Below are 22,984 nucleotides of genomic sequence, written 5' to 3' on the forward strand. Positions count from 1 at the left end.
GGCCATGAGCGATATTTTCCGCGAAGTTGACGAGGATCTGCGCCGGGACCGCGCGGAGCGTGCCTTCAAACAATATGGCGGCTACATGATCGCCGCCGCTGTGGCTCTGGTGGTTGGAACCGGCGGGTACACCGCGTGGCGCAACTGGCAGCAGAACAAGCAGCAGCAGGACACCGCCGCGCTGGTCGCCGCCATCTCGCAGACCCAGCAAGGCCCGGAAAAGGGTGTGGAGGCGCTGGCCGCCTACGCCGGGACCGCCGACGCGCGCATGGCCGCGCTCGCCCAGTTCAACGCGGCGGCCCTGCTGATCCGTCAGGGCAAGACCGCCGACGCCGCGACGATCTACGACGGCATCGCCGCGAACGGTTCGGTCGATCCCGCCTACCGCGATCTCGCCACCCTGTTGGGGGTGATGCAGCGCGCCGAAAGCGGCGACCCGGTGCAACTGACCGCCAAGCTGGCCCCGTTGACCGCCGAAGCCAGCCCGTGGCGCTTCACGGCGCGTGAACTGACGGCGGTGCTGGCCCTGCGCGGCGGCGACACCGCCAAGGCGCGCGGCCTGTTCCAGCAACTGGCCGACGATTCCCAGGCCCCCGCCGGTGTGCGCTCCCGCGCCGCCGACCTCGCTTCCCTTTACGGCAAGAGCTGACGATGACCCCGGCCCCGATGATCCCGGCAACGATGACTCCGGCTTCGACGAACACGCCCCGCGCGCTGCGCCGTTCGGCCCTTCTGTCCGTTTCGCTGCTTGCTGTGCTTTTGTCGGGCTGCGACACGGTGAGCGATTGGTTTGGCAAGGCGTCGGAACCGCCTCTGCCGGGACAGCGCGTCTCGGTGCTGACCCGCGAGCGCAAGGTGGAGCCGGACACCCGTCTGGCCGATACCGCCGTGACGGTTCCGTCGCCGGTGGCGAACGCCGCCTGGGCGCAGCCCGGCGGCGTGCCGGAGCATTCGATGGGCCACCTTGCACTGTCCGCCAACCCGGCCGAGGCGTGGCGCGGCGACGTCGGTGCCGGCTCCAGCAGCTCGCGCGCCTTGCTGGGCGTGCCGGTGGTGGCCGATGGCCGAATCTTCGCCATGGACGCAGACGCCCGCGTGTCGGCGTTGAACGCGCTGAATGGCGGCGGTCTCTGGCGCGTTGACACCCGCCCGGAGAATGAGCGGGGCGGAGCGACCGGCGGCGGCGTGGCCTACGCCGATGGCCGTCTGTTCGCCGCAACGGGCTATGCGGAGGTTCTGGCGCTTGATCCTGCCAACGGCTCGGTGCTGTGGCGCAAGCGCGTGGCCGGTCCGGTGCGCGGCGCGCCCACCGTCCAGGGCGGGCGTGTTCTGGTGCTGACGCTGGACAACCAGTTGGTCGCCCTGTCGGCCAGCGACGGGACCATCCAATGGTCGCACCAGGGGATTCTGGAAACCGCCGGTCTGCTGGGGGCCGCCAGTCCGGCGGCGGACGGCACGCTGGTGGTTGCCCCGTATTCGTCGGGAGAGCTGTTCGGCCTGCGTCCGGAGAATGGTCGGGTCATGTGGCAGGAAAGCCTTGCCGCCATCCGCCGCACCGGTGCCCTGAGCAATCTGGCCGACATTCGCGGCCTGCCGGTGATCGAACGTGGCACGGTGTATGCCATCGGCCATTCGGGACGCATGGTCGCCATCGATCAGCGCATCGGCAACCGCGTGTGGGAAACCGAGATCGGCGGCATGCAAACGCCCTGGCTGGCCGGGGATTACCTCTATGTCGTGACCAATGACTCCGAACTGGTGGCCGTCACCCGTCAGGCTGGCCGTGTCCGTTGGGTGGCCCCGCTGGAGCGTTACACCGATCCGAAGGCCAAGACCGGCTCCATCGTGTGGGCGGGTCCGGTTCTGGCCGGTGGCCGTCTGTGGGTGGCCGGGTCGAACGGCGTGCTGCTGGGGCTGTCCACCACCAACGGTCAGGTCGAGGTGACGCGGTCGTTGCCCGCCGCCGCCTTCCTGCCGCCGGTGGTTGCCAACGGCACCCTGATGGTTCTGTGCGACAACGGAACGCTGGTCGCCTTCCGGTGATCGGGCCGGTGATCGGCCCTTTGGTGGTTGGCGGTCTGTTGATCGGGTGATGGTCGTCGCGTTGTCTGGCGTTTGGTTGTTTGGCGTCGCGTTTTCTGGTTCCTGTCGGTTTTAGGAGGCCTTTGGCCCCATGTCGTTCACTGTCGTTCTTGTCGGTCGGCCCAATGTGGGCAAATCGACCCTGTTCAACCGTCTCGCGGGCAAGAAGCTGGCCCTTGTCGACGACACGCCGGGCGTGACCCGCGATTGGCGGTCCGCCCCCGGCCATGTCGGCGGGCTGTCCTTCACCGTGGTGGACACCGCCGGGTTGGAGGACGTGACCGACGACAGCCTGGAGGCGCGGATGCGCCGCCAGACCGAACAGGCCCTGCAGCGCGCCGACGTCGCGCTGTTCCTGATCGACGCGCGCGCCGGGGTGACTCCGCTCGACCGGCATTTCGCCGCCATCCTGCGCAAGATGAAGACGCCGGTCCTGCTGGTCGCCAACAAGACCGAGGGCAAGGCGTCCAAGTCCGGCCTGTACGAGTCGTTCGAGCTTGGCCTGGGCGAGCCGATCCCGCTGTCGGCCGAGCATGGCGAGGGCATGGCCGATCTGGTCCAGGCCCTCATGCCGTTCGCCAAGGAAGACACCGCCGCCCCGACCGATGAACCGGTGGAGGAGGCGACGGGCGACCGTCCCATCGCCATCGGCGACCAACCGGAACCCGCCGAGGATCTGAGCAAGCCGATCCAGATCGCCATCGTCGGCCGTCCGAACGTCGGCAAATCCACCTTGCTCAACAGCCTGTTGGGCGAGGAACGCGTGTTGACCGGCCCGGAAGCCGGGATGACGCGCGACGCCATCAGCGTCGATTGGCAATGGCGTGACCGCCGGTTCAAGCTGGTGGACACCGCCGGGATGCGCCGCCGCGCCCGCGTCGATGAAAAGGTCGAAAAGCTGGCGGTGGCCGACACGCTGCGCGTCATCCGCATGGCCAACGTCGTGGTTCTGGTGGTGGACGCCGAGGCGATCCTCGACAAGCAGGATCTGACCATCGCCCGCATGGTGATCGAGGAGGGCCGCTCCCTCGTCATCGCCATCAACAAGTGGGACATCGTCGATGACCGCGCCATGGCGCTGCGTCAGGTCGAAGACAAGCTGGAAGCGGGTCTCGGCTACATCAAGGGCGTGAAGGTCGTCACCATTTCCGCCCTGAAGGGGCAGAAGCTCGACACGCTGCTGGACGGCATCCTGGCGACCTACGCCGTGTGGAATCGCCGCATCACCACCGCCCAGCTCAACCGTTGGATCGGTGGGGTGCTGGATCACCACCCGCCGCCCCTGATCGAAGGCCGTCGGGTGAAGATCCGGTACGTCACCCAGGTGAAGACGCGTCCGCCGACCTTCGCGTTGTTCGTCAACAAGCCCTTGGACCTGCCGGAAAGCTATCAGCGTTACCTGATCGCCGACATGCGCAACACGTTCGACCTGCCGGGCGTGCCGTTGCGCCTGCTGCTGCGCAAGGGGAAAAACCCCTACGCGGACGAGTAACCGTCCGTCGTTCCCTCAAGTCCAGCGGCACACCGTTGTGCCGCAACCGCATGTCGCATTTTGGATCGAATCGCGTCACATCGGAATCGATGTGACGCGATTGTCTCAAACGGTGCCTTGTGTCGCGGTTTGGGTGGTCAGTGGAAGGGTTGACCGGCGGCCCAGACGATGGCGGGGAAGCTGCACATCCAGGCCCAGACAAAACGGTTCAGGCCGAAGAAGGCGAACACCAGGCCGTGGAAGCACGCGGCGATCAGGCAGAAGACCAGTGCGTGGGCCGGGTTGACCAGGGCGAAGGGAAAGGCGCATTCCCACAGGATGAAGGCCCATGACCCCAGACAGGCCAACCACGGGCGGCGCAGCGGGTGGTTGGCGGGCAGGGGGCCGTAGATCGCGCCGTTCAGGAAGATCGTCATGGCGCGACCGCTGCGCCATTCCGGGCGGAAAATCTTGACCCAGCCGGAGACGAAATACGAGGTCACGGCCTGAAGCGTGATGTACCAGAGACCGGCGCGCACCGCCGTCCCGGTTGTGCCGTTTTCGGCCACGCTGCCGAGATGGGCGATGAGCAGGCCGGTCAGCACAACCAGCGTCATGAAATCGCTGCCGCCGTTGAAGGCTCCGCGCCAGCGGAGCAGGATCAGCAGATTTCCAAGGAACAGGAACAGCATCAGGGCGGGCGTGCCGCCGTTCACGATCAGCCACAGCGCGGCCACCAGGCGCAGCAGCAAATGGCATTGGTGGAGCGTCGGCGTGTATAGCGCATCCAGCACCCGCCGCAGACCGGGCTGTGGGATGTCGTGCCGCAGGATCGACCAGTCCCACAGACCTTGCGGCCCGGTGGCGGCGCGCATCCGAAGATACTCCAGGGTCTGGATGCCCAGACTCCAGCCGAACAGGGCCTCCGTCAGGCGCAGCGCGCTGTCCAGGCTCAGGTTGCTCAACACGCCGTCACCGGGGATTGCATCATGGTGTAGGCGTCGCTCAGGCCGTCCGGCCCGTCCAACACCATCCGCAACTCAAACTGCCAATGGCTGAAGCCCCCGTGCTGGACGCGCAAGTGGTTTTGCACAAGGCGTTCCATCAACGCGTAGGTGACAAGGCCGCGCGGGTCGGCCCCGTCCGGCAGATCGTCCAACGCGCTCCAGAAATGATCGACCATGTTCTGCTGACCAAGGCCGAGGTTGGTGTCGGGGTTGTGGACCAGGTGCCACCATCGACGGGTGCGACGCGGGTAGATCAACAGCCAGTCCGACCAGATCAGGCCGTCATCCATGCCCTTACGGGCGGACCGTGCCCACAGATGCGGGACATGGCCAACCTGATCGAAGAATTTCCAGTTTGGGAAAAAGGCGCGCAGCAGAAACAGCCATTGGCTGCGGGCGATTCGGCTTTTGAACAGGATCCCGCCGACCAGAACCGCAAAATACAGCGCCAGAAGGGTTTCGGTCATCGACGGTGTCACGCTGGGGTGGGACGCAGGCAACGACAGTAGAGGCAGTGTGCGGGCAGCGTCCAGCGTCGCGGCGGTCCGGTGGCGGAGCTGCGACAACACAGCCCCACACAATCCAGTCACGCATTGTCCCACATCCGGGAGCGGAGCAGCCGACGGGTCTGAACGGAGCAGCGCTCACCGCTGCATCATCGCGCTTTCCTTCCCGCAGAGGAAAAACACCTTGTCATAGACCTTCAGCAGCGCGTCGGTCAGTGCCTGCACCTCCGGGCTGGACATGGCGCGGGGCTTGGCCGGATCGACATGCAGCACGCAACTGTTCTTCACGTCGTTGAAAGCGGCCAGCGCGTGGATGCGGTCGGGGCGGAATTCGTCGGGGAAATTCTCGTCCATCAGCCAGAAGCATTGAAAATTCCGGCAGGAGGGCGGACGCTCCTCGTACACGGTGCAGCCCTTGCCCTGGTCGCAGGATGCGCACCATTTGGCCGACGGCTTTTTCAGCTCCGGCACCCCCATCAATTTGCAGCACAGGGTGCATTCGCCGCAACTGCGGTCGGTCATGGTGGGCGCTCCGGTGGGGGGGATCAATCAGGACGGGGTGGAAACGGCATCCGGGGCAAGGTCCGCCGCCAGCAACCCTTCGACGATCGTGGCCGGGGCCGGTCGGGCGAAGTGGTAGCCTTGGGCGTATTTGCACATGATGTCGCTCAGATACCCCGCTTCCTCGGCGTTTTCCACCCCTTCGGCGATGGCGTCCATGTTCAGGATGGTGGCCAGGGTGGCGATCACCTGGACGATGGCCCCGTTGCCCTGGCCCGAGGAAATGGCCTGAACGAAGCTGCGGTCGATCTTCAACGTGTCCACCGGGAAGCTGTGCAGATAGGCCAGCGAGGAATAGCCGGTGCCGAAATCGTCGATGGACAGCCGCACGTCCATGTCGCGCAGGCGCTGCATCAGGGCGCGGCACTGCTCCGGATCGGCCATCAGCAGGCTTTCCGTCAATTCCAGCTTCAGGCTGGACGGTGGAATCGGGGTGGAGGCGAGAAGGTCGGCCACCACCTGGACCAGATCATCGTCCCGGAATTGGCGACCGGAGACGTTGACGCTCATGAACAGGGGGGTGGGGTGGGGGAATCGCTCCTGCCAGACGCGCAATTGCTGCGTGGCTTCCCGCAGCGCCCAGCGGCCCATCGGCACAATCAGCCCGGTTTCCTCGGCCAGCGGAATGAAGTCGTTGGGCGGGACCAGACCGCGTTCGGGATGGTTCCAGCGCATCAGCGCCTCGAACCCGGCGATCCGCCCGGTGCGCAGCGACACGATGGGCTGATAATAGAGGCAGAGCTGGTCCTGTTCCAACGCCGTTCGCAAGTCGGCCTCGGTCCGCATCAGGATCATGGCCTGACGGCGCAAATGGCTGTCGAACACGTCGATCCGCGCCCGTCCACCGGTCTTGGCCCGGTACATGGCGAGGCTGGCGTCGCGCAGCATGTCCTCGGCGCGCTCGTAACCAGTGGCGCTCAGGGCGACGCCGATGGAGGCGGTCAGCACCACGTCGTGGCCTTCCAGCGTCACCGGCCGGGAAATCGCCTGCGCCATCCGTTCGGCGGCCCCCAGCGCGTCGCCGACGTCGTCGATCTCGTCGAGCAGCACGGCGAACTCGTCGGCGGTCAGGCGGGCCAGCGTGTCGCCCACCCGGCGGCTGTTGTCCAGGCGCTTGGCGATGATCTTCAGCAGCCGGTCGCCGGTGGCCGAGCCTAGCGCGTCGTTGATCGCCTTGAAGCGGTCGAGGTCGATCAGCACGGCGGCGAATTGGCGGGCACCGGCGCGCCGGTTGCGGTCCAACGCCTGCCCGATGCGGTCCAGCAGCAGGGTGCGGTTGGGCAGCCCGGTCATGCTGTCGTGGAAGGCGTCGAACAAAAGCTGCTGTTCGGCCTTCTTGCGGGCGGTGATGTCGGTCATCGACCCGGCCATGCGGATGGCGCGTCCGTTCTCATCGCGCACCGCCAGACCGCGCACCAGCATCCAGGATTCGCCACCGTCGGCGCGGCGGATGCGGAATTCGTGCTGGAGGTGCTTGCGTTCGCCCGACAGATGCAGGTCGATGGCGGTGCGGAGGCCTTCCAGGTCGCCAGGAACCACGCGGCTGAACCATTCGGTGATCGTGCTGGACACTTCCGGCTCGTCCAGGGCCAGCATGGCTTTCCAGCGCGGGGAGTAATAGATCTCACCGGTGGGGATGTTCCAGTCCCACAGCCCATCGGCGGCCCCGGCGGCGGCGAGCGCGTAACGCTCCTCGCTCTGGCGCAGGCGCTGCTCGGCGGTCTTGCGGTCGGTGATGTCGGATTGGCTGCCGACCAGCCGGGTCGGCGTGCCCGCCGCATCCCGCGCGGCGATGCCCCGGCAGGCGAACCAGCGGGTTTCGCCGCTGGCGGTCAGCATCCGGTATTCGGCCTGGAACGCGCCATCGGGCGCATCCTTCAGCGCGTCGAGCGCGCGCAGCAGGTCAGGGCGGTCGGCGGGATGGACACGGCCCAGCCATTCGTCGGGGCTGTCGGTCAGCCCGTCGTCGGGAATCCCCAGCAAGGACGCCCAGCGCGGCGCGTAATAGACCCGGTTGGTCAGGAGATCCCAATCATACAGGCCGTCGTTGCTGGCGGCGGCGGCGAGCGCGTAGCGCTCCTCGCTCTTGCGCAGTGCCTGTTCGGCGCTCTTGCGGTCAGTGATGTCGGCGACGGAGCCGACCAGCCGCACCGGTTCGCCGTTGGCGTCGCCCACCGCCATGCCACGGCAGACCAGCCACCTCCAGGCGGGCGTGCCGGTGCCATCGTCCGCGCGGCGCACGCGGTGTTCGATCTGGAAGGGAATGGCCAGCCCGACCATCTGCGCCTCGAACGAGGCGTTCAACCATTCGATGTCTTCGGGATGCACCAGGGACAGCCAGTCACCGGGCCGGTTGCCCTCACCAGGGGGCAGTCCGAGGAATCCCTTGAAGCGGGGGGAGAGATACAGCGTGTCCGTCCGCAGATCCCAATCCCAAACCCCTTCGGAGCCGGCCTTTTCCGCCAGAAGATATCGGTCGATGTTGCTGCCCAAGACCGTCCTGTCAGACCTCCCTGCGGTTGACCCGGGTGGTAAAACACCCACCCATGATCAACGTGATGTTTGATTCAGTTCGCTCTTCTAATGTTTGTGGCGTTAACGAGCAATCAAGAGAGGGTTCGGGTATCTCCGGAGGCGATCAATGTCAAGTCCTTGCCGATATTGGCCAACCATTTCGTTAACCAGAGTCTGCCCGCACAATTCATATTGGCCTGCACAAATGCTGTATCCAGACACGAATGGATGTGGATCGATGCGGGGGCAGTCCCGGTCCGTTGAGGTTCCCCCAAGCCGCAGCGATCGGGTGGCATCTGATGGACCAAGCGAAAGCGTGTACGCCGACTCAATCGTTTTGGCAGCACGGCTCATATTCTAATGGGGTTGGAGTGCTTGGCGGTTTGGGTCTGCAGTTCCTGCGAACAACAAGCCGTTTTGAAACTGCGGACGGTACGTCCGGCGTCCACATGAGACTCTTCAAACCGTGAGTGGGATAAAAGAATCTATTGTATATCAATGTATTCAAGCCACTTCACGGCCCTCCTGAATGCGACTTGGATCCGTTTCGAACCGACGCTCAAACCTGTTAAGTGACTGGATTGAGATCGTGAGAGAGTGATTACGGAAGCAGCAATCCAGCCGTCCAATCGTATATTTTTTTCCGAATTGATCAAAAATTTCTATCAATCATCTGGAAGGCTGGTCTGGTGACGCTGATCTGTTCCTGTTAGAGCTTTTTCGTATGGACTGGAGCGACCGGGGAATCCTTTTGGCGACCCGCCCGCAAGGGGAGGGGTCGGTGGTGGCAACACTGCTGGCCCGCAACCATGGGCGGTGCTCTGGCTTGGTTGCCGGGGGGCGGTCGGCCCGGCTGCGCGGCGTGTTGGAGCCGGGCACTCTGCTGGCGGTGCGCTGGCGCGGGCGGTTGGCCGAGCATCTGGGGCAGTTCACGGTGGAGCCGGAGGCCGCCTACGCCGCGCGCTTTTTCGACGCGGCCCCGCGACTGGCGGCGCTGTCGAGCGCCTGCGTCTTGTTGGACGCCGCGCTGGCCGATCATGAACCGCACCCCGCGTTGTTCGACGGGCTGCTGGCCCTGTTCGACCTGCTCGACGGGCCGGTCTGGGCCGAATCCTATGTCCGGTGGGAACTGGGGGTGTTGGCCGAATTGGGATTCGGCCTGGATCTCGACCGTTGCGCGGTGTCGGGGGCGAACGACTATCTGGCCTATGTCAGCCCGCGCACCGGGCGCGCCGTCACCGCCTCGGTCGGTGAACCCTACCGCGACCGCCTGTTGCCGTTGCCCGATTTCCTGGCCGGGCGCGGTGGCGGTGGGCCGGGGGAGGTTCTGGCGGGCTTGCGGTTGACCGGTCATTTTCTGGAACGCCACCTGCTGAACGGCGCGCTGCCGCCCGCACGGGCGCGCTTGCTGGAACGTTACGCGAACGCGGTGGCGCGCGGCGATCAGATCGGTTAGACAGACGGCATGAAGCCGCAAGACCCCGCTCTCGACATCCTCGAAAAGCCGCTGGCCGATGCGCTCGGCGAGCGTTACCTCAGCTACGCGCTGTCCACCATCATGTCCCGGTCGCTGCCCGACGTGCGCGATGGGCTGAAGCCGGTGCACCGTCGGCTGATGTACGCCATGAGCCAGCTTCGGCTGGAACCGACCACGCCGCCCAAGAAATGCGCCCGCGTCGTCGGCGACGTGATCGGCAAATTCCACCCGCACGGCGACACCTCGGTCTATGACGCGCTGGTGCGTCTGGCCCAGGATTTCGCCGTCCGCTACCCGCTGATCGACGGGCAGGGCAATTTCGGCAACATCGACGGCGACAACGCCGCCGCCATGCGGTACACCGAAGCCCGCCTGACCGAGGTCGCCAAGGCCCTGCTGGAGGGCATCGACGAGGACGCCGTCGATTTTCGCCCGACCTACGACGGCGACGGCGACGAACCGGCGGTCCTGCCCGCCAATTTCCCGAATTTGCTGGCCAACGGGTCGAGCGGCATCGCCGTTGGCATGGCCACCAACATCCCGCCGCACAATGTCGGCGAGATTTGCGACGCGCTGAAGCATCTGATCAAGCACCGCGACGCGTCCATCGACACGCTGGTCGGCTTCATGCCCGGCCCGGATTTTCCCACCGGCGGCGTTCTGGTCGAACCGCGCGAGAGCGTGGTGGAGGCGTACCGCACCGGGCGCGGGGCCTTCCGCCTGCGCGCGCGCTGGGAGGTGGAGAAGCTGGCGCAAGGCACCTGGCAGGTCGTCGTCACCGAAATGCCCTATCAGGTGCCCAAGGCCCGGCTGGTGGAGAAGATCGCCGAGCTGCTGACCGCCAAAAAACTGATTCTGCTGGACGACATCCGTGATGAATCAGCGGAGGACGTGCGGCTGGTCCTGGTTCCGAAAAGCCGGAACGTGGATCCCGAAGTGCTGATGGCCTCGCTGTTCCAGGCCACCGACCTGGAGATCCGCTTCTCGCTGAACATGAACGTGCTGGACGCCGATCATGTTCCGCGCGTGATGAATCTGCGCGAGGTGCTGCAAGCCTTCCTCGACCACCGGCACGAGGTGTTGGTCCGGCGGTCGCGCCACCGGCTGGCCCAGATCGAACACCGGCTGGAGATCCTCGGCGGCTATCTGGTCGCCTACCTCAATCTGGACGAGGTGATCCGCATCATCCGTGAGGAGGATGAGCCGAAACAGGATTTGATGCGGGCCTTCGCCCTGACCGATGTCCAGGCCGACGCCATCCTCAACATGCGCCTGCGCAATTTGCGCAAGCTGGAGGAGATGGAGATCCGCCGGGAAAACGACGCGCTGACCAGCGAAAAGAACGGGCTGACCGAGCTGTTGGGCGACGAGGTTCTGCGTTGGAAGCGTATCGCCGACGGGGTGGCGGAGATCAAGAAGAAATTCGGCGGCGGCGTGCTGGGCAAGCGGCGCACCGACATCGCCGACGCCCCCGCCATCATCGACGTTCCGCTGGAAGCGATGGTGGAGCGCGAGCCGGTGACGGTCATCTGTTCCAAGATGGGCTGGATTCGCGCGGTGCGCGGCCATCTGACCGACGCGGATCAGGAGGATGTGAAGTACAAGGACGGCGATTCGCGCGGCTTCATCATCCCGTGCGAAACCACCGACAAGCTGCTCGTCTTCGCCAGCAACGGGAAATTCTTCACGCTGGGGGTGGACAAGCTGCCGCGCGGGCGCGGCTTTGGCGAACCGATCCGGCTGATGATCGACCTGGGCAACGACGTCGACATCATCGACCTGTTCCGCCACCAGCCGGGCCGCAAGCTGCTGGTCGCCTCCGACGACGGGCGCGGCTTCCAGGTGGAGGAGGTCGAGGTGCTGGCCCAGACCCGGACCGGCAAGCAGGTGCTGAATCTGGAGGAGGGGCGCAGCGCCCGGCTCTGCCATCCGCTGACCGGCGACCATCTGGCGGTGATCGGCAACAACCGCAAGCTCGTCGTCATCCCGCTGATTCAGGTTCCGGTGATGACGCGCGGCAAGGGCGTTCAGTTGCAGAAATACAAGGACGCCAGCCTGTCCGATGTGAAGAGCTTTGCGTTGGCCGATGGTTTGACCTGGAAGCATGGGGAACGGCAATTCACCGTCACCGACCTGATCGGTTGGTTGAGTGACCGCGCCGGAGTCGGCAAGCTGCCGCCCAACGGCTTCCCCAAAACAAACCGCTTCACCTGATTAGCGGTCCGGTTTATCGGCGCGGGAGGGCCTGCGCCGATAAACCTCTGAATCCATACGCGCAATTGCGCTTCGGCCTTGATTGCGACCGTTGGCTTCCTGCATAATCCGTTCAGCAAAAGAAAGCTGGGACGGATCGGCCTTATGGTCGGCGGCAGGCCCGGACGGAGGGAGGAACGCATGACCGCCGATGGTCCGATGGGATGGTGTGCCGCCGTGTCTGGGCGCGCGCCAACCATGGCCGTCGATCATGCGCTGTCCGTGACTGCCGAGCGTGCATCCCCCTATTTCCCGCTTTCCCTGCTCGTCCTGACGCACCGTTTCCGCAAGACGGACGGGCGCGACGGGGTTCAGACACGCTTCACGAACCCGAAACCGAGAATGGACAAGGGAGCCTCTTCATGAAACGCCGCGCATTTTTGACCTCCGCCGGTGTGGGCGTCGCCGCCAGCACGTTGGCGGCCCCGGCCATCGCGCAAACGAACCCTGAAATCAAGTGGCGTTGCGCGTCCAGCTTCCCCAAGAGCCTGGACACGATCTATGGCGGTGCTGAGTTCGTCGCCCGCCGCGTGGCGGAACTGACCGACGGCAAGTTCCAAATCCGCGTGTTCGCCGGTGGCGAAATCGTTCCGGCCCTCCAGGTGCTGGACGCGGTGAAGGACAACACCATCGAGTGCGGTCACACCGTCTCCTATTACTACGTCGGCAAGGATCCGACCTTCGCCTTTGACTCGGCGATGCCGTTCGGCCTGAACGCCCGTCAGCAGAACGCCTGGATGCGCCATGGCGGCGGTCTGGAGCTGATGCGCGAATTCTTCGCCGGTTACAACATCGTCCAATTCTCGGCGGGCAACACCGGCACCCAGATGGGCGGCTGGTTCCGCAAGGAAATCAAGACGGTCGAGGATCTGAAGGGCCTGAAGTTCCGTATCGGCGGCTACGCCGGGACCATCATGTCCAAGCTGGGCGTCGTGCCGCAGCAGATCGGCGGCGGCGACATTTATCCGGCGCTGGAAAAGGGCACGATCGACGGGGCCGAGTGGGTTGGCCCGTACGACGATGAGAAGCTGGGCTTCAACAAGGTCGCCAAGTACTACTATTATCCGGGCTGGTGGGAAGGCGGGCCGCAGGTCTCCTTCCTGACCAACAAGGCGCAGTATGAGGCGCTGCCCAAGCAGTACAAGGTCGCGCTGGAAACCGCCTGCGCCGAAGCCACGCTCGACATGATCGCCAAGTACGACGTTCAGAACATGAACGCGCTGAAGAGCCTGGTCGCGTCGGGCACGCAGTTGCGCCCCTACCCGAACGAGGTCTTGCAGGCGTGCTACCAGGCCGCCATCGAGACTTACGAGGCCGAAGCCGCCAAGAACGAGAAGTTCAAGAAGGTCTTCGACCAGTGGCGCAAGTTCCGCGAGGACGAATATCTGTGGTTCCGCGTTGCGGAATACAGCTTCGACCGCTTTGTCTACGCCGCCCCGCCGTTGGCGTCGAAGAAGTAAGCCGTCAACGGTTTGACCGTTGCAAAGAAGGCTCCGCAGTCGCGGGGCCTTTTTTGTTGCCCGGTGCATGGCGGTGCGTTGCGGGCATCCTCCACTGTCCGGGCAAAAAAAGGGGGGCTGGACAAGGCCAGCCCCCGGTCGATCGGAGGATCGATCAGACTTGCAGGTCGCGGTTACTTTTGCTGCTGCAACTGCTTCATGATGTCGTTGGCCGAATCGTCGGTGGAGCCAAAGGGCGGGGCGACGTCGTTGGTGTCCATGGCCGGGATTTCGATCTTCACCTTGTCCAAATCCACCTTGGTCCCACGGTCCAGGCCGGCTTCGATCAGGCTGGGGAAGGCGATGACGATGGCCACCATGATGATCTGGATGATGACGAACGGCACGGCACCCCAATAGATTTGGCCGGTCGTCACCTTGGGGATCATCTTGCCGGTGATCTTGTCGAGGTAATCCGACCGTGGGGCGACGCTGCGCAGATAGAACAGGGCGAAGCCAAAGGGCGGGTGCATGAAGCTGGTCTGCATGTTCACGCCCAGCAGCACGCCGAACCAAATCAGGTCGATGCCCAGCTTGTCCGCCACCGGCCCCAAAAGCGGGACGATGATGAAGGCCAACTCGAAGAAATCAAGGAAGAAGGCCAGGACGAAAACCATGATGTTGACGACGATCAGGAAGCCCAACTGGCCGCCCGGCAGGCTCGTCAACAGATGCTCGACCCACAGATCGCCGTTGACCGCGCGGAACACCAGACCGAACACGGTCGACCCGATCAGGATGAACACCACGAAGGTGGACAGCTTGGCGGTGGTGTCCATGGCCTGGCGCATCAGCGACCAGCTCAATTGCCGCTTGGCCAGGGCCAGCAGGATCGCACCGGCGGCCCCCATCGCGCCGCCCTCGGTCGGGGTGGCGATGCCCAGGAAGATGGTTCCGAGCACCAGGAAGATCAGGAACAGCGGCGGAACCAGGGTGGTGACGACGCGCACGGCCAGCTTGAAACCGCGCAGGCTGCGGGCCTCCGGCGGCAGGGCCGGAACCGCTTCGGGGCGGATGATGCTGATGAGCAGGATGTAACCGGCGTACAGCGCGGTGAGCACCAGGCCGGGGATCATCGCACCGGCGTACATGTCGCCGACCGAACGGCCCAGCTGGTCGGCCAGGATGATCAGCACCAGCGACGGCGGGATGATCTGCGCCAGCGTGCCCGACGCGGCAATGACGCCGCTGGCGATGCGGCGGTCATAGCCATAGCGCAGCATGATCGGCAGCGAGATCAGACCCATGGAGATGACCGACGCGGCCACCACGCCGGTGGTCGCCGCCAGCAGCGCGCCGACGAAGATCACGGCGTAGGCCAGACCGCCGCGCAGCGGGCCGAACAGCTGCCCGATGGTGTCGAGCAGATCCTCGGCCATGCCGGATCGCTCCAGAATCAGGCCCATGAAGGTGAAGAAGGGAATGGCGAGCAGCGTGTCGTTGCGCATGATGCCGAACACGCGTTCCGGCAGCGCCTGGGCCAGCGCCGGGGTCAGCAACCCCAGCTCGATGCCGATGAAGCCGAAGAACAGACCGTTGGCCGCCAGCGCGAAGGCGACCGGGAAGCCCATCAGCAGGAACAGCACCAGGGCGCCGAACATCAGCGGCGCCATGTTGGCGGTGACAAACTCGATCATGTCGGTTGCTCCCGATTCTTACGAGTGGCCGTGCATCTTCTCGCCCGGCTCGTCAATCAGACCGGCCAGGAAAGCGATGCGCTTGATGAGTTCGGACACCCCTTGCGCGGACAGCAGAAAGAAGCCGACCGGAATCAGGAATTTGGCGGGCCAACGGATCAGCCCCCCGGCGTCGCTCGACATCTCGTTCGTCACGAAGCTGTCCTTCGCCATCGGCCAGGACAGCACCATGATCAGCAGCGCCATCGGGAACAGGAAGGCGACGATGCCGAAAATATCCACGACAGCCTGCACCCGCTTGGAAAAGCGGCCCAGCACGATGTCGATGCGGATGTGTTCGTTGCGCAGGAACGTGTAGCCCGAGCACAGCAGGAAGATTGCTGCGAACAGGTACCATTGCAGTTCCAACCACGCGTTGGAGCTGCTGTTGAAGGTGTAGCGCACGACCGCGTTGCCGGAACTGACGACGACGGCGACGAGCACCAGCCAATACACAAGCTTGCCGATGCCATCGTTCATGGCGTCGATCAGCCCACTCAGTCTGAGCAAAGCTCTCAACGGAGTAACCTCCCCTGTTGCAGAGTTGCGGCGTGGCCGCACCCCTTTTGCTTTTGTTCATGCCATAGGGACGCGTCGAACGCCGGTCCACCACGACGTGAGAATACACAAAATCATTTGATTTCGCAGGACTATTCGCTTTTGCACCCAACCACCGCAAGGGCTACGAAGGAGCTACGTAGAATCACGTAGATCCGCAGATGAGGGTGCGAGTCCAGTCGCATGTTGCGTGGCATTTTGCATAGCAATGCATGTGTTGGTCTCAATTTGAGAGAGGGTTGTGCGGGTGGGTGATGTGGCATGAGCCGTCTCATCAAAAGACAAAGCGAAATCATACTTTTGTGCTGATTTTGATACTAAGGGATTGCCCTAAGGGGCGAGCGACCTCCTTAGGCATGCGATTTGCTTCATTAGGAAGGCCTAAACTTTCGAGAAAATCCCTTTCTCGACGAGGCGTGTCCGCAACAAGAACAATAGGTCCTTGATTATGATCAGAATATCGGATGTTTCGGCAAAGAAACGCGCGGTGATGGCTTTTTCTGTAATCTTTCTGGTTTCTCTCTCGTTGGGAATTTTTTCGGTCAACAGACTGTCTGCAGTCAATGATCAAGCCGAAGAGGTTCGCACCAATTGGATGCCCGCCATCGTATCCATATCAGCCATGTCCTATGAGTTGAATGTCTATCGGGCGGCTGAGGCGGCGCACATTCTGGCTTCGACACCTGAGGAGAAAGCAAAAGAGGAAAGGACGATGCACGAAGCCTTGACGTCCATGAAGAGGCATCAGGAAAAATATGAACCGACTCTCACACCGGGATATGAGGTTGAAAACTACAAAAAATTTCAAAAATCGCTCAATGACTATCTTGAAGACAGCAAAAATACAATTATACCACTTTCAAATCGCGAAAATACAGATATTGTTTCTGAAATATACCGCAGAAAGCAAGGATCAGAATTCAATTACACTAGATCAATTCTTATGGATCTCATTGATTTTAATAACAAAAATGGAATATCTGCGACAAATCACATAAAATCAACATATGATTCAGCAAAAATTTCAATTTTCTTCGCAATATTTTTGACTGTTATTATATGCATTATGTCTGGGTTTATGGTGATTCTCACTCTGATTGTTCCAATTGAAAGGATGACCGTGATCATGGGGCGGCTGTCGCAGCACGAATTGTCGGTCACGGTCGAGGGGACGGATCGCAAGGACGAGGTGGGGGCGATGGCCCGTGCCGTCCAAATTTTCAAAGATGGCTTGATTGAGGCCGACCGTCTGGCTGCCGCCCAGGCGACAGAGCAGGCGGCCAAGCAGAAGCGGACCGAAGCCATCGAACGTCTGATTCAAGGATTCGAAGCATCGGCGGCGGCAGCTTTGCGCAGTGTGGCTTCTTCGGCGTCGGAGTTGGACGCCACCGCGCACAGCATGTCGTCGATGGCGCAGCAAACCAGCGTTCAGGCGTCGGTGGTCGCGTCGGCCGCTGAACAGACCAGCGCCAACGTCCAGACGGTGGCCACGGCGACGGAGGAGATGTCCAGCTCCATCCGCGAGATCAGCGCCCAGGTGGCACGCTCCGCCGACATCGCCGGTAAGGCGGTCGGCGAAGCCGCGCGCACCAACGATGTGGTGCGCAGCCTGTCCGATGCCGCGCAGAAGATTGGCGAGGTGGTCAACCTCATCAACGGCATCGCCAGCCAAACCAACCTGCTGGCGCTCAACGCCACCATTGAGGCGGCGCGTGCGGGTGAGGCGGGCAAGGGTTTCGCCGTCGTCGCCAGCGAGGTGAAGAGCCTGGCCGGGCAGACCGCCAAGGCCACCGACGAGATCGCCACCCAGATCGGCGCGATCCAGCAGACCACGAACGGTGTGGTGCAGGCCATCGCCGGGATTGGCGGAACCATCACCTCAATCAACGACATCACCACCGCCATCGCGGCGGCCATCGAAGAGCAGGGGGCGGCGACCAACGAGATTTCCCGCAGCGTCCAGGAGGCCGCGCGCGGCACGCAGGACGTTTCGGGCAGCATCGGCCAAGTCACCCAGGCGGCGGGCGAAGCCGGTGCGGCGGCAGGTCAGGTTTTGGGCGCAGCGGGCGAATTGTCGAAACAGGCTGAAACCCTGCGTCACGACGTGGATCGGTTCCTGTCCAGCATCAAGGCCGCCTGAGCGCCCCACGTCCTTGACCCTCAATGTCCAGCGCCTGCGGACAACGCAGGCGCTGTTTCTTGCCAAAATGGATGCTTAAAAATGCTGCATCGACAAAATGATGCGCATGATTTGGTGTTTCACTCAGCATTTATATCACCTATGCGAGAAAAATGCGTTCCCAGTGGTCTCAATCGTGCTATCGGGTGGTTGAGCGGTTGTTCAACAAAAGCGATTGGGTTCACCAGGGGGATAAGATGTCTTGGCTGTCAGGCTTTTCCATTCGGGTTAAGACGGTTTTTGCGTTTGTGGTTGTGTTGGCGTGTGCGGTCTCGCTGGGGATCTTTTCGATCAGCAGACTGTCGGTGGTGAATGGTGAGGCGGCCGAGGTGCGCGACAATTGGTTGCCTTCGACGGCGGCGGCCGGGGCCATGATGGACAAGCTGGAATATTATCGGATCATTGAAGGCACTCACCTGATGGTCCGTACCCCAGCCGGACTTGTCGATGAGGAAAAGCTGCTGGCCGACACCGCGCGCGGACTGGCCGACAGGCGCAAGATCTATGAGTCGATGGTCACGCCGGGTTGGGAAGCGGACACCTACAAGCGGTTTTCCGAAACCCTGGCTCGCTACATGGCGATCAGCACGGAAAAGCTGCTGCCGATGTCGCGTCGCGGCGACAAGGCGATGGCGAGCGAGTTGTTTCTGGGAGAATCGCGGGAGGAGATCCGCAAGGCGCGTGGCCTTCTGGAGGAGTTGATCGCGTTCAATGTCCGTCAGGGCGTTGCGGCGGCCAACCATGGTGAGGCGGTTTACACGGCCAGCACGCTGTGGATCGTTGCCATGATCGTTTCCGCCGTGGTCATCGGAACCGCCGCCGCCTGGGTTCTCATCGCCAGCGTCGTGCGTCCGCTGCAAAGCATGACCGGAGTGATGGGCCGTTTGGCCAATCGCGATCTGTCGGTGTCAATCACCGGGGACGAGCGCGGTGATGAGATTGGCGCGATGGCGCGCGCGGTCCAGGTGTTTCGCGATGGACTGATCGAGGCCGACCGTCTGGCAGGGCTGCAGGCCGCCGACCAAGCGGCCCGGCAACGTCGCGTTGAGGCGATTGATCGTCTGGTGACGGAGTTCGAGGCGTCGGTCATGGCCGCCCTGCGCACCGTGTCGTCCGCCGCGTCGGAATTGAACACCACCGCGCACAGCATGTCGGCGATGGCGCAACAGACCAACGCGCAGGCGGTGGTCGTCGCCAGCGCCATCGACCAGACCAGCACCAACGTGCAGACGGTGGCCAGCGCGGCGGAGGAGATGACCGCCTCCATACGCGAGATCGGCGGGCTGGTGACGCGCTCCGCCGACATCGCCGGGCAGGCGGTGGGCGAGGCAGCGCGCACCAGCGACGCGGTGCAAAGCCTGGCCAACGCCGCCCAGCGCATCGGCGACGTGGTCAACCTCATCACCGACATCGCCAGCCAAACCAATCTGTTGGCCCTGAACGCCACCATCGAGGCGGCGCGTGCGGGCGAAGCGGGCAAGGGATTCGCCGTGGTGGCCAGCGAGGTCAAGGGGTTGGCCGGGCAGACCGCCAAGGCGACGGAGGAGATCGCCGCCCAGATCAGCGCCATCCAGCAGACCACGCAGGGGGTGGTTCAGGCGATTTCGGGCATCGGCGGGACCATCGGAACCATCAACGACATCACCACCGGCATCGCCGCCGCCATCGAAGAGCAGGGAGCCGCCACCAGCGAGATTTCCCGCAACGTCCAGCAGGCCGCCGGAAGCGCGCAGGAGGTCTCGGGCAGCGTCGGGCAGGTGACGCAGGCCGCCAGCGAGGCGGGCAGCGCCGCCGCGCAGGTGTTGGGAGCCGCTGGGGAACTGTCGCGTCAAGCCGAAACCTTGCGTGGTGACGTGGAACGTTTCCTGGAGCGGATCAAGGCAGCGTAAAGGGCACAGCGTGAGGGAGCGCGCAAAAGAAGCGTTGTAAGGGATGTTTACGGGCTGGTGCCGGGCAGCGGGCACCAGCCGGTCGCCCCCAGCGCTTCCAACGGGTGAAAGCGGGCCTTGTAGGCCATCTTCCGGCTGTTGGCGATGTAATAGCCGAGATAGACATAGGGCAGGCCGGTTTGCCGCGCCCGCTCGATCAGGCCGAGAATCATGTGGGTCCCCAGGCTGCGGCGGTCCTGCGTGGCGTCGTAAAAGCTGTACACCGCCGAATAGCCGTCGTTCAGCCGGTCCACCAGCATGCAACCGACCAGCCGCTTGTCGGCGTCGCGCGCTTCCAGCAAGCCGGTGTCGGCCCGCCCCTCGTCCACCATGGCGACGAAATCGCCCATGGTCATGCGCGCCATGTCGGATTCGCCGTGGCGGGAGTTCTGATACTGGCTGAACAGCCGGAATTGTTCGGTGGTGGCGTAGGCCGGACGCTCGGTCATCCGCAAATCGCGGTTCAGCGCGGTGACACGGCGTTGCGACCGGCTGGGCTGAAACCGATCCACCGGAACGCGCACCGGGGTGCAGGCCTGGCAATTCGGGCAGACCGGCCGGTAGACGATGTCATGGCTGCGGCGGAACCCGGCGCGCGACAGGTCGGAATTGACCTCCGTCGCGTAGGCCCCGACCAGCCGCGTGAACAGCTTGCGCTCCACACGTCCCGGCAGGTACGGGCAGGGCATCGGCCCTGACCGGAAAAATTGCTGCAAGGGCCGTTGCGGCGCGAGGATGACCGACATGCGGGGCGTTGATCCGGGCAGGGACAGGGGCGGGGGCGCAAGCCCCCGCCCACCAGCTTACTGCGACTGGGCCTGAACAGCCACAGGCGCGTCCATCCCGAAATAGGCTTGCGCGATTTCGGTGGTCAGGGTGATGAGCTGAAGCTGGATCCAGTCCAGATACTCATGCAGGCCCTGGCGCAACACCGCCTCGATCGGGCGGGAGAGCAGGGCGGACAGCAACTCGTCCACCCGTTCCATCGCCTGCGCCCCGCCGCGCAGCTCGTAGCGGGAACGCAGCCGTGTCAGCACGCCGTCGATCTGACGGACGCACATCACCACCGAACGCGGGAAGCCTTCGTTGAACAGCATGAAGCCGGCCACCGTGGTCGGTGACATGCCGCGCGGGTAGACCCGGCGGAAGGCGTGATACCCGGCGGTCGAGCGCAGAACCGTCGTCCATTGGCTGACGTCCAGCGTCGAACCGACCTCCACCGGGGACGGCAACAGGGTGTGATATTTGATGTCGAGCAGGCGGGTGGTCTGGTCCGCCCGCTCGATGTATTTGCCCATCTGGTAAAAATACCAACCCTGGTCGCGGTAGAAGGTCCCCTCGGTGATGCCGGTGTGGGTCTGGCATTCCTCCTTGATCCAGGTGCAGACCTTCGACAGATTCTGCATGGGGACGTCGCTGGTCGACATCTCCAGCAGCTTGTTGTGGAACACGTTGATTTGCGTCCACATCTCCGTCGAAATCCATGGCCGCAGGGCGCGGGCGTTTTCCCGGGCCATGTGCAGCATTGACAGCAGCGAGTTCGAATTCTGCGTGTCGAACATGTAGTAGTGGATGACCGCTTCGGCCGTTGGGCGGTCGTGGCGGCTGAAGAAGTCCTTTTCGTCGGCGTTCAACTGGACAATGGAAAACCAGTTGGTCACGCCGCGCGTGTCACGGGAAAAGGTTTCGTGCACGTCCAGGATGCGGGCGAGGTTCTCCGCCCGCTCCATGTAACGGGCCATCCAGAATATGCTTTCGGCGTAACGGGCCAGCAGGTTCATGACGCACCACCTTCCAGAACCCACGTGTCCTTCGAGCCACCGCCCTGGGACGAATTGACGATCAGCGTGCCTTTCTTCAACGCCACGCGCGACAGGCCACCGGGCAGAACCCAGGTGTTGCGGGCGGTGATGGCGAAGGGCCGCAGATCGACGTGGCGCGGTTCGATGCCGTCGGGCGTCACCGTCGGGCACACCGACAGATCGACGACGGGCTGGCTGATGTAGTTGGACGGGTCGGCCAACAGCTTGGCCCGGCAATCCTCCAACTCGGCCTTGCTGGCGCGCGGGCCGATGGTGATGCCGTATCCGCCCGCTTCGCCCACCGGCTTGACCACCAGCTCGGCCAGATGGTCCAGCGTGTATTGCAGGGCGTCGGCCTCGCGGCAGATGCGGGTGTCCACGTTCGGGATGATCGGGTCCTGATCCAGGTAATATTTGATCATCCGGGGAACGTAGCAATAGACCGCCTTGTCGTCGGCCACCCCGGTGCCGATGGCGTTGGCCAACGCGACGTTGCCCTTGCGGTAGGCGTCGAGAATGCCGGGAACGCCCAGCAGGCTGTCCGGGTTGAAGGCGCGCGGGTCGAGGAAGGCGTCGTCCAACCGGCGGTAAATCGAATGGACGGGGGCCAGACCGTTGGTCGTCTTCATGAAGACGCGGTCGTTCTCCACCACCAGATCACGGCCTTCGACCAGCGGCACACCCATTTCGCGGGCGAGGAAGATGTGTTCGAAATAGGCCGAATTGTAGGTGCCGGGCGACAGCAGCACCACCTGCGGGTCATCGACCCCGGCGGGCGCGATTTCCATCATCGCGTCGAGCAGCTTGTGGCCGTAATTGTCCACCGGGCGGATGCCGATGTCCTGCACCAGATCGGGGAACACCCGCTGCATCATGTGGCGGTTTTCCACCACATAGGACACGCCGGACGGAACGCGGCCGTTGTCCTCCAGCACGCGGAAGGTGCCGTGGCGGTCGCGCACCAGATCGGTGCCCATGATGTGAATGTAGGTGTTGAACGGAACATCCAGCCCGATCATCTGGGGGCGGAAGTTGCTGTTTCCCTCCACCAGTTCGCGCGGAATGATGCCATCCTTCAGGATCTTCTGATCGTGGTAGATGTCGTGAAGAAACAAGTTGAGCGCGGCCACACGCTGGGTCACGCCCGCTTCCAGATGCGTCCATTCCTTGGCGGAAATCACCCGTGGGATGATGTCGAACGGAAGAATCCGGTCGACCGCGTCTTTTTCGGAATAAACGATGAAAGTGATGCCGAGGTTGTAAAGCTCCCTTTCCACATCCTGCGCGCGGCGGCGCAGTTCATCAAAATCAAGACCCGACAATCTCTGCCGTATCAGCGCCGTGTGTTCGGCTGGCAAGTCCATGCTTCCGAACAATTCGTCGAAATACAGGCCAGGATTATAGGATGACAAAAGGTCGGATGGTTTGCCCTCGGGTACGCTCACAGACTCCCCCGCGCTTGTCTCGAACC

The 22,984-nt window shown here is 63.5% G+C and carries 18 protein-coding genes; 9 read left to right on the forward strand and 9 right to left on the reverse strand.

What is annotated here, in order from left to right; translation table 11 throughout:
• Window positions 1–4 precede the first annotated feature (4 nt).
• The 3 genes from EJ903_RS08605 (at window position 5) to der (ending at window position 3,574) form a co-directional block, all read left to right on the forward strand.
• Window positions 5–649, forward strand: a complete 645-nt coding sequence (locus EJ903_RS08605; RefSeq protein ID WP_126614150.1) for a tetratricopeptide repeat protein — start codon at window positions 5–7, stop codon at window positions 647–649.
• A 2-nt stretch (window positions 650–651) separates the two neighbouring features.
• On the forward strand, window positions 652–2,043 hold the full coding sequence (locus EJ903_RS08610; protein WP_246015353.1) for a PQQ-like beta-propeller repeat protein: 1,392 nt from the start codon (window positions 652–654) through the stop codon (window positions 2,041–2,043).
• Between the two features lie 130 nt (window positions 2,044–2,173).
• Window positions 2,174–3,574, forward strand: a complete 1,401-nt coding sequence (der, locus tag EJ903_RS08615) for a ribosome biogenesis GTPase Der (protein WP_126614151.1) — start codon at window positions 2,174–2,176, stop codon at window positions 3,572–3,574.
• A gap of 137 nt (window positions 3,575–3,711) precedes the next feature.
• Here the strand turns inward: der and EJ903_RS08620 are convergent, their stop codons facing one another.
• From EJ903_RS08620 to EJ903_RS08635, 4 genes are all read right to left on the reverse strand, one after another.
• Complete coding sequence (locus EJ903_RS08620; protein ID WP_126614153.1) at window positions 3,712–4,518, reverse strand: hypothetical protein; 807 nt, start codon at window positions 4,516–4,518, stop codon at window positions 3,712–3,714.
• Window positions 4,515–5,027, reverse strand: coding sequence for a hypothetical protein (locus EJ903_RS08625; protein WP_126614155.1), 513 nt, complete (start codon window positions 5,025–5,027; stop codon window positions 4,515–4,517). Before EJ903_RS08625 ends, EJ903_RS08620 begins: the two co-directional genes overlap by 4 nt.
• 177 nt (window positions 5,028–5,204) lie before the next feature.
• Window positions 5,205–5,588 (reverse strand): hypothetical protein, encoded by a 384-nt coding sequence (locus tag EJ903_RS08630; RefSeq protein WP_126614157.1) that lies wholly within the window; start codon window positions 5,586–5,588, stop codon window positions 5,205–5,207.
• 27 nt (window positions 5,589–5,615) lie between these two features.
• Entirely contained in the window at window positions 5,616–8,120 is a 2,505-nt protein-coding gene (locus tag EJ903_RS08635; RefSeq protein WP_126614159.1) for a sensor domain-containing protein, read from the reverse strand.
• A 745-nt stretch (window positions 8,121–8,865) separates the two neighbouring features.
• Between EJ903_RS08635 and recO the strand changes: the two genes are divergently transcribed.
• From recO to EJ903_RS08655, 4 genes are all read left to right on the forward strand, one after another.
• Window positions 8,866–9,597 (forward strand): DNA repair protein RecO, encoded by a 732-nt coding sequence (recO, locus tag EJ903_RS08640; protein WP_126614161.1) that lies wholly within the window; start codon window positions 8,866–8,868, stop codon window positions 9,595–9,597.
• Between the two features lie 9 nt (window positions 9,598–9,606).
• Complete coding sequence (gene parC / locus EJ903_RS08645; RefSeq protein ID WP_126614163.1) at window positions 9,607–11,832, forward strand: DNA topoisomerase IV subunit A; 2,226 nt, start codon at window positions 9,607–9,609, stop codon at window positions 11,830–11,832.
• Between the two features lie 180 nt (window positions 11,833–12,012).
• The gene (locus tag EJ903_RS08650) at window positions 12,013–12,237 is read left to right on the forward strand and encodes a hypothetical protein (protein WP_126614165.1); all 225 of its coding nucleotides are present in this window, start codon (window positions 12,013–12,015) and stop codon (window positions 12,235–12,237) included.
• Window positions 12,234–13,331 carry a TRAP transporter substrate-binding protein gene (locus EJ903_RS08655; RefSeq protein ID WP_126614167.1) on the forward strand — a complete coding sequence of 366 codons (1,098 nt, stop codon included), beginning with the start codon at window positions 12,234–12,236 and terminating at the stop codon, window positions 13,329–13,331. Before EJ903_RS08650 ends, EJ903_RS08655 begins: the two co-directional genes overlap by 4 nt.
• A 173-nt stretch (window positions 13,332–13,504) precedes the next feature.
• Here EJ903_RS08655 and EJ903_RS08660 read toward each other — a convergent pair whose 3' ends face one another.
• Together EJ903_RS08660 and EJ903_RS08665 are read right to left on the reverse strand one after the other, a co-directional pair.
• Window positions 13,505–15,007: a TRAP transporter large permease gene (locus tag EJ903_RS08660; RefSeq protein ID WP_126614169.1), complete on the reverse strand. Its 1,503-nt coding sequence runs from the start codon at window positions 15,005–15,007 to the stop codon at window positions 13,505–13,507.
• Between the two features lie 18 nt (window positions 15,008–15,025).
• Window positions 15,026–15,526 carry a TRAP transporter small permease subunit gene (locus EJ903_RS08665; protein ID WP_246015355.1) on the reverse strand — a complete coding sequence of 167 codons (501 nt, stop codon included), beginning with the start codon at window positions 15,524–15,526 and terminating at the stop codon, window positions 15,026–15,028.
• A gap of 526 nt (window positions 15,527–16,052) precedes the next feature.
• Between EJ903_RS08665 and EJ903_RS08670 the strand changes: the two genes are divergently transcribed.
• Window positions 16,053–17,744 (forward strand): HAMP domain-containing methyl-accepting chemotaxis protein, encoded by a 1,692-nt coding sequence (locus EJ903_RS08670; RefSeq protein ID WP_126614416.1) that lies wholly within the window; start codon window positions 16,053–16,055, stop codon window positions 17,742–17,744.
• Between the two features lie 236 nt (window positions 17,745–17,980).
• Entirely contained in the window at window positions 17,981–19,672 is a 1,692-nt protein-coding gene (locus EJ903_RS08675) for a methyl-accepting chemotaxis protein (RefSeq protein WP_126614173.1), read from the forward strand.
• A 47-nt stretch (window positions 19,673–19,719) separates the two neighbouring features.
• On the opposite strand, the gene EJ903_RS08680 is transcribed toward EJ903_RS08675, so the two are convergent.
• Genes EJ903_RS08680 through EJ903_RS08690 form a run of 3 tightly spaced genes read right to left on the reverse strand, consistent with a single transcriptional unit; the run spans window position 19,720 to window position 22,877 of the window.
• On the reverse strand, window positions 19,720–20,457 hold the full coding sequence (locus tag EJ903_RS08680; protein ID WP_126614175.1) for an arginyltransferase: 738 nt from the start codon (window positions 20,455–20,457) through the stop codon (window positions 19,720–19,722).
• A gap of 57 nt (window positions 20,458–20,514) precedes the next feature.
• The gene (locus EJ903_RS08685) at window positions 20,515–21,492 is read right to left on the reverse strand and encodes an alpha-E domain-containing protein (RefSeq protein WP_126614177.1); all 978 of its coding nucleotides are present in this window, start codon (window positions 21,490–21,492) and stop codon (window positions 20,515–20,517) included.
• Window positions 21,489–22,877 (reverse strand): circularly permuted type 2 ATP-grasp protein, encoded by a 1,389-nt coding sequence (locus EJ903_RS08690; RefSeq protein WP_246015356.1) that lies wholly within the window; start codon window positions 22,875–22,877, stop codon window positions 21,489–21,491. Before EJ903_RS08690 ends, EJ903_RS08685 begins: the two co-directional genes overlap by 4 nt.
• Window positions 22,878–22,984 lie beyond the last annotated feature (107 nt).

The sequence above is a fragment of the Azospirillum griseum genome (assembly GCF_003966125.1).
GTDB classification, from domain to species: domain Bacteria; phylum Pseudomonadota; class Alphaproteobacteria; order Azospirillales; family Azospirillaceae; genus Azospirillum; species Azospirillum griseum.

Excerpts from the sequence above, each read along its gene's own strand:
- EJ903_RS08605 (WP_126614150.1), top strand. The coding sequence starts at position 5 with ATGAGCGATATTTTCCGCGAAGTTGACGAGGATCTGCGCCGGGACCGC.
- EJ903_RS08610 (WP_246015353.1), top strand. The coding sequence starts at position 652 with ATGACCCCGGCCCCGATGATCCCGGCAACGATGACTCCGGCTTCGACG.
- der (WP_126614151.1), top strand. The coding sequence starts at position 2,174 with ATGTCGTTCACTGTCGTTCTTGTCGGTCGGCCCAATGTGGGCAAATCG.
- EJ903_RS08625 (WP_126614155.1), bottom strand. The coding sequence starts at position 5,027 with ATGACCGAAACCCTTCTGGCGCTGTATTTTGCGGTTCTGGTCGGCGGG.
- EJ903_RS08630 (WP_126614157.1), bottom strand. The coding sequence starts at position 5,588 with ATGACCGACCGCAGTTGCGGCGAATGCACCCTGTGCTGCAAATTGATG.
- recO (WP_126614161.1), top strand. The coding sequence starts at position 8,866 with ATGGACTGGAGCGACCGGGGAATCCTTTTGGCGACCCGCCCGCAAGGG.
- parC (WP_126614163.1), top strand. The coding sequence starts at position 9,607 with ATGAAGCCGCAAGACCCCGCTCTCGACATCCTCGAAAAGCCGCTGGCC.
- EJ903_RS08650 (WP_126614165.1), top strand. The coding sequence starts at position 12,013 with ATGACCGCCGATGGTCCGATGGGATGGTGTGCCGCCGTGTCTGGGCGC.
- EJ903_RS08655 (WP_126614167.1), top strand. The coding sequence starts at position 12,234 with ATGAAACGCCGCGCATTTTTGACCTCCGCCGGTGTGGGCGTCGCCGCC.
- EJ903_RS08660 (WP_126614169.1), bottom strand. The coding sequence starts at position 15,007 with ATGATCGAGTTTGTCACCGCCAACATGGCGCCGCTGATGTTCGGCGCC.
- EJ903_RS08665 (WP_246015355.1), bottom strand. The coding sequence starts at position 15,526 with ATGAACGATGGCATCGGCAAGCTTGTGTATTGGCTGGTGCTCGTCGCC.
- EJ903_RS08670 (WP_126614416.1), top strand. The coding sequence starts at position 16,053 with ATGATCAGAATATCGGATGTTTCGGCAAAGAAACGCGCGGTGATGGCT.
- EJ903_RS08675 (WP_126614173.1), top strand. The coding sequence starts at position 17,981 with ATGTCTTGGCTGTCAGGCTTTTCCATTCGGGTTAAGACGGTTTTTGCG.
- EJ903_RS08680 (WP_126614175.1), bottom strand. The coding sequence starts at position 20,457 with ATGTCGGTCATCCTCGCGCCGCAACGGCCCTTGCAGCAATTTTTCCGG.
- EJ903_RS08685 (WP_126614177.1), bottom strand. The coding sequence starts at position 21,492 with ATGAACCTGCTGGCCCGTTACGCCGAAAGCATATTCTGGATGGCCCGT.
- EJ903_RS08690 (WP_246015356.1), bottom strand. The coding sequence starts at position 22,877 with ATGGACTTGCCAGCCGAACACACGGCGCTGATACGGCAGAGATTGTCG.